Source organism: Streptomyces sp. SID5785, assembly GCF_009870065.1.
Classification (GTDB): domain Bacteria; phylum Actinomycetota; class Actinomycetes; order Streptomycetales; family Streptomycetaceae; genus Streptomyces.
On record NZ_WWIA01000961.1, the window covers coordinates 1 to 7,273 of the forward strand.

A 7,273-nucleotide genomic window follows, 5' to 3' on the forward strand; every position below is an offset into this window, starting at 1 on the left:
TGATGGAGATCGAGCTCGACCTCGTCGAGCAGGCCTCCACCGGCGTGCTCGAGGCCCCGCGGATCTCCACGTTCCCGGTGGCCACGCAGGACGTCGCGCTCGTCGTCGGCAAGGACGTGCCGGCCGCGACCGTGGAGCAGGCCCTGCGCGACGGCGCCGGTGAACTCCTGGAGGCCGTCCGCCTGTTCGACGTGTACGAGAACGCGGAGCAGCTCGGCGCGGACAGGAAGTCCCTGGCCTACGCCCTGCGTTTCCGTGCCGCGGACCGCACCCTGACGGTCGAGGAGGCGAGTGCCGCGCGTGACGCGGCGGTCGCCCACGCCGCCGAGGCCACGGGCGCGGTGCTGCGCGGCGCCTGACGCCGACCGCCGGGACACGGCGAAGGGGCGCATCCGGACCTCAGGATGCGCCCCTTCTGTGTCGGACCGCCGTCCGGGCGGACAGCCGGAGACGGTCCCGGGCAGGCCGGCACCTGACGGCGCCGTCCGCCCGCCGCAGGTTGTCGGGCAGGCGAGCGGGCGGACGGCGCGGGATCGGGCCGCCGTACTGTACGAGGGGGAGCAGACGGCCCGGCCGGCCTCTCTTTCGAGGCAGTTCAGTCAAGCGGGCCCAAACCGGCCACAACAGAGTGCACTCCTGCCGGAGTTGGGCATTCCGATCACACCCCGTGTGAACGCCGCTGCCCTAGGCTGGCGCCACCGAGCCAACGGAGGGCCTCCATGCAGCCCAACACCCTGCTCGACGCGATCCTCGACGAGGCCGGGATCTCCCACGCCGGTCTGGCCGCCCACGTGAACCACGCCGGCAAGGCCCGCGGACTCGCGCTGCGCTACGAACACACCGCCGTCGCCCGCTGGTTGAAGGGCCAGCGGCCGCGCGGGCAGGTGCCCGACCTGATCTGCGAGGTGCTCGCCGGACGCCTCCAGCGGCACGTCACGCTCGACGACATCGGCCTCGGCATCCCCGGCGAGCCGGCCTCGGCGCACGGGTCGAGCCTGTCCGGTTTCGTGGAGCGGGCCACCGCGCTGTGGCGCTCCGACGAGCAGCAGCGCCGGCACGTCCTCGACGCCCCGGCCGTCACCGGGACCCCGGCCGTCATGCCGGTGTGGGAGTGGGAGAACCCGCCGGAGGACAACGACGTCTCGCGCGGCGGCCGCCACGCGGTCAGCCCGGCCGACATCGAGATGATGCGCTCGGCCCGCACCCACTACGAGCAGATGTACCGTAAGGCGGGCGGCATCGCGACACGCACCCGCATCGTCGGATTCCTCAACTCCGAGGCGGCGCCGCTGCTGCGCGGACGCTACACCGACGCGACCGGCCGCCAGCTGCACCGGGCCACCGGCGGCCTCGTCGCCATCGCCGGCATCTGCGCGTACGACTCGGACGCCCACGGGCTCGCCCAGCGCTACTTCCACCAGGCGCTGCGGCTCGCGAAGGCCAGCGGGGACCGGGGCCTGGGCGCGTACGTGATAGCGCTCCTGGTCAACCAGGCGCTGCACATGCGCGAGCACCGGCAGGCGGTGGCCTTCGCGGAGGCCGCGCTGCGTGCCGCGGGCCGGCACATCACCCCGGCGCTCGCCTCGGACCTGTACGCGATGCAGGCCAAGGCGTACGCGCACCTCGGCGACGGCACGAGCGCCCTGGAGTGCATCCGGCGTGCCGAGTCCGCCGCCGACCGCATCCGGCGCGGACACGAACCGGACGAGACGGGCTACGTGCAGCCCGGGTTCGTCAACGTCCAGGTCGCGGAGGCCCTGTTGAGCCTCGGGGACTACGCGGCAGCCAAGGAGCACGCCCAGGAGGCCGTCCACACCCCGGCCCACGACCGCGGACGCGTCCACCGGCTCGCCGTCCTCAGCCAGATCCAGCTGCGCCAGGGCAACGCGGAGCAGGCCGTGGCCACCGCGGTCGAGATGGCCGAGCGGGCCCGGGGGGTGGAGTCCCAGCGCCTGCGCGACCGACTCCGGGCGGTGCGCGAACACCTGGTCCGCAGCGGGTGCGCGGGCACGGCCGAGGCCGCCGAACTCATCGACGGGGCGCTGCGCGTGCCGCTCTGATCCACGGCCCGAGCCCTTCCGGGGGGCTCTTCCGCACGCCACTGCTGCGATATTGCCATCAACTCGGCGGAAGGTGGCAGAACCGTGCAGTGGACGAAACAGAACGAACAAACTGTGTACGAGAACCGGTGGTTCAGCGTCAACCTGGCAGACGTCGGACTCCCGGACGGCCGGCACCTCGACCACTTCCTCATCCGGATGCGCCCGGTGGCCGTGGCGACCGTGATCAACGAGGCGAACGAGGTGCTCCTGCTCTGGCGGCACCGCTTCATCACGGACAGCTGGGGCTGGGAGCTGGCGGCCGGTGTCGTCGAGGACGGCGAGGACCTCGCGGCCGCGGCCGCCCGCGAACTGGAGGAGGAGACCGGCTGGCGGCCGGGACCGCTGCGGCACCTGATGAGTGTCGAGCCGTCCAACGGCCTCACGGACGCCCGGCACCACATCTACTGGACCGACGAAGGGACGTACACCGGCCACCCCCAGGACGACTTCGAGTCGGACCGCAGGGAATGGGTCCCGCTCAAGCTCGTCCCCGACATGATCGCCCGGGGCGAGGTCCCGGCCGCCGCCATGGCGGCCGCGTTACTCCTGTTGCACCACATGCGCCTCGGCTAGCGGCCCGGCCCCGGGCCGGTCAGCGCCCGAGGACCTGCCAGACCGTCACGGCCAGTGCGCCGACCGCGGCGAGCGCGGCCACCGCGGGCAGCGGCCAGCGGGTGTGCTCGAGCGCGGTGACACGTGCGTTCAGCTCGTCCTGGTCCTTGGCGGTCTGGTCGTCGCGATGGGCGAGCAGGGCCAGCCGGCCGTCCACGCGGGTCAGTCCGACCTCGAAGACGCGCCGTAACTCTGCGAGTTCTTCGGGGACCACGGGACGCTCCGGTTCGGTGGTCACGGGTCCGCTCCTCTCCGTAGTCGTCACTTCCTTGTCGTGCGCACCTCGGTGCGCATCGGAAGTCAACTCGCCTGGTGGGCACGGCGGGAGCGTGTGCGAACGGCATATGCGAGTCACGCGCGCGTGCCCCGTGCGAACGCAGCGGGCCCGGTGTTCCGAAGAACACCGGGCCCGACAGCGAGCACGGAGTGTGACTCAGGAAGTCCTCGGCGGGCCGCCGGGAGAGGCGGCTCGGAAGGCGGCTCGGCCTGAGGCGGCTCAGGCGTAGGTGTAGAAGCCCGAGCCGGTCTTGCGGCCGAGCCGGCCCGCGTCGACCATCCGCTGCAGCAGCGGGGGAGCGGCGTACAGCGGCTCCTTGTACTCGGCGTACATCGAGTCGGCGATCGAGACGATCGTGTCGAGCCCGATCAGGTCGGAGAGCTTGAGCGGGCCCATCGGGTGGGCGCAGCCCATCTCCATGCCGTTGTCGATGTCCTCGCGGCTGGCGATGCCGGACTCGAACATGCGGATCGAGGAGAGCAGGTACGGCACGAGCAGCGCGTTGACCACGAATCCGGAGCGGTCCTGGGCGCGGATCGCGTGCTTGCCGAGGATCTTCTCCACCAGGGCCTGGGCGCGGCTGATCGTGCCCTCGGACGTGGTGAGCGCGGGGATCAGCTCGACGAGCTTCTGCACCGGCGCCGGGTTGAAGAAGTGGATGCCGATGACCTGGTCCGGGCGGGAGGTGGCGACGGCCAGCTTCACCAGGGGGATGGACGAGGTGTTCGACGCCAGGATCGCGTCGGGGCGGGTCACTACCTGGTCGAGGACCTGGAAGATCTCGGTCTTGACCTGCTCGTTCTCCACGACCGCCTCGATGACGAGGTCACGGTCGGCGAACTCGCCGAGGTCCGTGGTGAACGTGAGGCGGGCCTGCGTCTCCGCCAGCTCGTCCGCGGAGATCTTGCCGCGGTCGGCGGCCTTGGCGAGCGAGTTGAGCAGTCGGGTCCGACCGATCTCCAGAGCCTCGCCGGTGGTCTCGGCCACCTTCACGTCAAGACCGGAGCGGGCGCAGACCTCTGCGATGCCCGCGCCCATCTGGCCACAGCCCACCACTCCGACGCGTTGGATGTCCGTCAAGGGGTCCGTCACCTCGTGCCTTTCGCTGATCTTCCGGGGTCGCCGGGATCGGGGGTCTACCGGGGCTGCACGTTACCCCGTCGTAGCGGCGGGGCGGCAGCCCGGGTCGAGGCCGGATCGCCCCGCGCACACGGTGGCACAACGGAACCCCGCACATCCATGGGACGTATCTCACGTCGACGGACGCACCGGGGCGCAGGGCACGTCTCACCCCTGCCGGTCACTCCTGCCGATCACTCCTGCCGTTCACCTCTGCCGGTCACCCCGCCGGGCTCCACGGCGCCCGGACCGCTGCGTCACCGCGATGCACACCAGCACGACGGCCGCGGTCACCGGTGCGGCCACCGGAAGGCTCTCGCCGAGCAGCGCCACCGACCACACCAGTGTCAGCAGCGGCTGGGCGAGCTGGATCTGGCTGGCCCGGGGCACGCCGACGAGGGCCATGCCCCGGTACCAGACGAGCATGCCGAGGAAGAGCGAGAAGACGGACACCCACAGCAGCCCCGCCACACTGTGCGCCGTGAGCCGCACCGCCTCGTGCGGCAGGGCGAGCGCGGACCCCGCGACCGCGAACGGCAGGGCCATCACGACACCCCAGCCGATCACCTGCCAGCCGGGCATGAACGAGGCGAGCCGGCCGCCCTCCACGTACCCGGCCGCGCAGACCAGCAGGGCGGCGAACAGGTAGAGGTCGGCCCGGGACAGCGCCCCGCCGCTCTGCTGCACCGTGAACACCAGGACGGCGGCGGCGCCCGTGCAGGCGGCGATCCAGAAGGCGCGCGGCGGCCGGGCGCCGGTCCGCAGGACGGACAGCGCCGCGGTCGTCAGTGGCAGCAGCCCGACCACGACGGCGGAGTGCGCGGTCGTCGCCGACTCCAGGGCGAGGGTGGTGAGCATCGGGAAGCCGAGCACGCAGCCGCCCGCGACCACCGCGAGCCCCGCCCAGTGCTCCCGGCCCGGCACCGGTACGCGCAGCGCGAGCAGGCAGCCGCCCGCGACCACCGCCGCGAGCACGCACCGCAGGCTCACCAGCGACCAGGGCCCGAAACCCTCGAGGCCCCATGCCGTGCCGGGGAACGTCAGGGAGAACGTGGCGACCCCGAGGGCCGCCAGCAGCAGACCGGTGCCGGTGCCAGTGCCAGTGCCAGTGCCAGTGCCATTGCCGGTGCCGGATCCGGCACCGGAGGGCGGGGGCGGAGGCGGGGTGCCGGGGTGGCTCTGCGGCGCGGTGACCGCTACTCCGTCGGCGTCGATAGCGCTATTCTCTGCTCTCATGCACGAGCGTAGCAGCGTGAACGAACTGGTGAAACAGCTGCGAAGGGAGCTTGACCGCTACTCTGTCGGTGAGAAGCTGCCGTCGAGCCGTGCCCTCGTCGAGCGCTTCCGGGTCAGCCCGGTCACCGTGTCCCGGGCGCTGGCCCGGCTCGCGGCCGAAGGCCTCGTCACGACCCGCCCCGGCGCGGGCGCCTTCCGTGCGGCGCCGCGCACCACCACCCCCGCGGGCGACACGTCCTGGCAGGAGGTCGCCCTCAGCGCCGAGACCGCGGGGGAGCCCGTGCCCCGCGCGGTCGACGCGTCCGGCGTCCTCGTGACGCTCGCCGCGTCGCCGCCCGGCGTCATCGAGTTCAACGGCGGCTATCTGCACCAGGTGCTCCAGCCCGCCGCCGCGATGTCCGCCGCCCTCGCCCGCGCCGGCCGGCGCCCCGGCGCCTGGAACCGGCCGCCCGTCGACGGCGTCCCCGAACTGCGCGACTGGTTCGCCCGCGGCATCGGCGGCGCGATCACCGCCGCCGACGTCGTCGTCACCTCCGGCGGACAGTCCGCACTCGCCACGGCGCTGCGCGCGCTCGCCCCGCCCGGCGCCCCCGTCCTCGTCGAGTCGCCCACCTACCCCGGCATGCTCGCCATCGCCCGCGCCGCGGGACTGCGGCCCGTACCGGTCCCCGTCGACCCCGACGGAGTCCGCCCGGAGCTGCTCGAACAGGCCTTCAGGGCCACCGGCGCCCGGCTCTTCGTCTGCCAGCCCCTGTTCCAGAACCCCACCGGCGCCGTCCTCGCCCCCACCCGGCGCCCCGAGGTGCTGCGCATCGCCCGCGCCGCCGGAGCCTTCGTCGTGGAGGACGACTTCGTGCGCCGGCTCGTCCACTCCGACGCGGGGCCGCTGCCCCGGCCGCTCGCCGCCGAGGACCCCGACGGCGTCGTCGTGCACGTCTGCTCGCTCACCAAGGCCACGTCGCCCAGCCTGCGCATCGGCTGTCTCGCCGCGCGCGGGCCCGTCCTCGAACGGTTGCGCGCGATCCAGATCGTCGACCAGCTCTTCGTGCCCGGACCGCTGCAGGAGGCCACGCTGGAGCTCGTCGGCTCCCTGGCCTGGCCCCGCCATCTGCGCACCGTGGCGGGCGAGTTGAAGAACCGCAGGGACCTGCTCGCCGCCGGCCTCGCCGAGCGGCTCCCCGCACTGACCGTCGGCCACATCCCCTCCGGCGGCTACCACCTGTGGGCGCGGCTCCCCGACGGCACCGACGAGCGGCGCCTGACGGCGAGCGCGCTGCGGGCGGGCGTCGCGGTCGCCCCCGGCCGTCCGTACTTCGCGGCCGAACCCCCCGCTCCGCATCTGCGGCTGAGCTTCGTGGCCGTCGCCGGAACGGCCGAGATCACCGAGGGCGTACGACGCCTCGCCACGGCCTGGGCCGAACGCTGAGGGCCGGAGAGCGTCTCGCCCCCTGGGCCTTGACCTGCACTACCGCCGAGTAGAGCATTCGGGCCATGCAGCTCAGCGTGACGCTCCTGGCCGCAGCGCGCAGCTCCTCCCTGCTCGCCGAGCGGTTCGACGACGACCGACCGCTCGACGAGGCCGGCTGGTACGAGGTGCAGCGGGTGGGGCCCGCGCTCGGCCCGCTGGCCGCCGCCGAGCTGCGCTACTGCTCGCCGACCCCGCGCAGCCGCGCGACCGGCGACGCCCTCGGACTCGCCCCGCTCGTCCAGCCGGCCCTGCGCGACTGCGACATGGGGCGCTGGCGCGGCCGCACGCTCGGCGAGGTCACCGCCGTCGAACCGGCCGCGGTCGACCACTGGCTGCGCGACCCCCGCTCGGCCCCGCACGGGGGTGAACCGCTGCTCGCCTTCATCTCCCGGGTCGGCACCTGGCTCGACACCCGGCCCGCCGAGGACGGCGCCCGGCTGGTCGCGATCGCCGAGCCGT

Annotated in this window: 7 protein-coding genes and 1 pseudogene; 5 read left to right on the top strand and 3 right to left on the bottom strand. The window is 73.4% G+C overall.

Annotation, left to right across the window (positions count from 1 at the left end; genetic code table 11):
* The 3 genes and pseudogenes from GTW43_RS31395 to GTW43_RS31405 all read left to right on the top strand — a co-directional run.
* Positions 1-359: pseudogene (locus tag GTW43_RS31395) on the top strand (phenylalanine--tRNA ligase subunit beta); the annotation flags it as partial.
* Positions 360-719: 360 nt separating this feature from the next.
* A complete protein-coding gene (locus GTW43_RS31400) occupies positions 720-2,060 on the top strand; it encodes a transcriptional regulator (RefSeq protein WP_161305373.1) in 1,341 nt (446 codons plus the stop codon).
* A gap of 84 nt (positions 2,061-2,144) precedes the next feature.
* On the top strand, positions 2,145-2,675 hold the full coding sequence (locus GTW43_RS31405) for an NUDIX domain-containing protein (protein WP_161305374.1): 531 nt from the start codon (positions 2,145-2,147) through the stop codon (positions 2,673-2,675).
* A gap of 19 nt (positions 2,676-2,694) precedes the next feature.
* Here GTW43_RS31405 and GTW43_RS31410 read toward each other — a convergent pair whose 3' ends face one another.
* The 3 genes from GTW43_RS31410 to GTW43_RS31420 form a co-directional block, all read right to left on the bottom strand.
* Positions 2,695-2,952 carry a hypothetical protein gene (locus GTW43_RS31410; protein WP_161305375.1) on the bottom strand — a complete coding sequence of 86 codons (258 nt, stop codon included), beginning with the start codon at positions 2,950-2,952 and terminating at the stop codon, positions 2,695-2,697.
* A 258-nt stretch (positions 2,953-3,210) separates the two neighbouring features.
* On the bottom strand, positions 3,211-4,071 hold the full coding sequence (locus GTW43_RS31415; protein WP_161305376.1) for a 3-hydroxybutyryl-CoA dehydrogenase: 861 nt from the start codon (positions 4,069-4,071) through the stop codon (positions 3,211-3,213).
* Positions 4,072-4,317: 246 nt separating this feature from the next.
* Complete coding sequence (locus tag GTW43_RS31420) at positions 4,318-5,346, bottom strand: DMT family transporter (RefSeq protein ID WP_161305377.1); 1,029 nt, start codon at positions 5,344-5,346, stop codon at positions 4,318-4,320.
* Here GTW43_RS31420 and GTW43_RS31425 point away from each other — a divergent pair.
* Positions 5,345-6,772, top strand: a complete 1,428-nt coding sequence (locus GTW43_RS31425; protein ID WP_161305378.1) for a PLP-dependent aminotransferase family protein — start codon at positions 5,345-5,347, stop codon at positions 6,770-6,772. The two genes, GTW43_RS31420 and GTW43_RS31425, sit on opposite strands and share 2 nt — an antisense overlap.
* Positions 6,773-6,837: 65 nt before the next feature.
* On the top strand, positions 6,838-7,273 hold a 436-nt coding region (locus GTW43_RS31430), incomplete at its 3' end, for a phosphoglycerate mutase family protein (RefSeq protein ID WP_161305379.1).

What these genes read in the sequence shown, in the direction of transcription:
- GTW43_RS31420 (WP_161305377.1), bottom strand. Translation starts at nt 5,346, where the DNA reads ATGAGAGCAGAGAATAGCGCTATCGACGCCGACGGAGTAGCGGTCACC.
- GTW43_RS31425 (WP_161305378.1), top strand. Translation starts at nt 5,345, where the DNA reads ATGCACGAGCGTAGCAGCGTGAACGAACTGGTGAAACAGCTGCGAAGG.
- GTW43_RS31400 (WP_161305373.1), top strand. Translation starts at nt 720, where the DNA reads ATGCAGCCCAACACCCTGCTCGACGCGATCCTCGACGAGGCCGGGATC.